1 protein-coding gene is annotated in these 1,296 nt (G+C 72.5%); it reads left to right on the top strand.

Features of this window, described 5'->3' with window-relative positions; genetic code table 11:
• The first annotated feature begins 47 nt into the window (after positions 1-47).
• Complete coding sequence (locus FNX44_RS26955; RefSeq protein ID WP_143651579.1) at positions 48-1,268, top strand: acetyl-CoA C-acetyltransferase; 1,221 nt, start codon at positions 48-50, stop codon at positions 1,266-1,268.
• Positions 1,269-1,296 lie beyond the last annotated feature (28 nt).

The raw sequence follows: 1,296 nt of genomic DNA, 5'->3' as shown, positions 1-1,296 counted from the left end.
GACACGTTCCACCCCGCCCGGCAAGCCGCACGAAAGGCCGCAGACCCGTGACCACCGAAGCGTTTGTGTACGACGCCGTCCGCACCCCGCGAGGGCGGGGCAAGGCCAACGGCGCCCTGCACGGCACCAAGCCGATCGACCTGGTGGTGGGGCTGATCCACGAGATCCGCCGCCGCTTCCCCGACCTCGACCCGGCGGCCGTCGACGACGTCGTCCTCGGCGTCGTCAGCCCGCACAGCGACCAGGGCTCGGACATCGCGAAGATCGCCGCGATCGCCGCCGGCCTCCCGGACACCGTCGCCGGCGTCCAGGAGAACCGCTTCTGCGCCTCCGGCCTCGAAGCCGTCAACATGGCCGCCGCCAAGGTGCGCTCCGGCTGGGAGGACCTGGTCCTGGCCGGCGGCGTGGAGTCGATGTCCCGGGTGCCGCTGGGCAGCGACGGCGGCGCCTGGGCCATGGACCCGATGACCAGCTTCGAGACGAACTTCGTCCCGCAGGGCATCGGCGCCGACCTCATCGCCACCGTCGAGGGATTCAGCCGCCGCGACGTCGACGAGTACGCCGCGCTCTCCCAGGAGCGAGCTGCCCAGGCGTGGAAGGAGGGCCGCTTCGACCGGTCCGTCGTGCCGGTGGTCGACCGCGCCGGGCTGACCGTGCTCGACCGCGACGAGCACCTGCGCCCCGGCACCACCGCCGACTCGCTTGCCAAGCTCAAGCCGTCCTTCGCCGACATCGGCGAACTCGGCGGCTTCGACGCCGTCGCGCTGAAGAAGTACCACTGGGTCGAGCGCATCGACCACGTGCACCACGCCGGCAACTCCTCCGGCATCGTCGACGGCGCCTCCCTGGTGGCGATCGGCAACGCCGAGGTCGGCCGCCGGTACGGCCTCACCCCCCGGGCCCGCATCGTCTCCGCCGCCGTCTCCGGCGCCGACCCGACGATCATGCTGACCGGCCCCGCGCCCGCCTCCCGCAAGGCGCTGGCCAAGGCCGGACTGACCATCGACGACATCGACCTCGTCGAGATCAACGAGGCGTTCGCCGCCGTCGTGCTGCGCTTCGTCCGCGACATGGGCCTGGACCTGGAGAAGGTCAACGTCAACGGCGGCGCCATCGCGCTCGGCCACCCGCTCGGCGCCACCGGCGCGATGATCCTCGGCACCCTCGTCGACGAGCTGGAACGCCGCGACCTGCGCTACGGCCTGGCCACGCTGTGCGTCGGCGGCGGCATGGGCATCGCCACCGTCGTCGAACGCCTCGCGCCGTGACCCGCCCCGACCCCACTCCGGACAAGAG

The sequence above is a fragment of the Streptomyces alkaliterrae genome (assembly GCF_007097205.2).
Lineage (GTDB): Bacteria > Actinomycetota > Actinomycetes > Streptomycetales > Streptomycetaceae > Streptomyces > Streptomyces alkaliterrae.
Note: the sequence above shows the minus strand (reverse complement) of the source record. Positions and strands in the feature narration are given on the sequence as shown.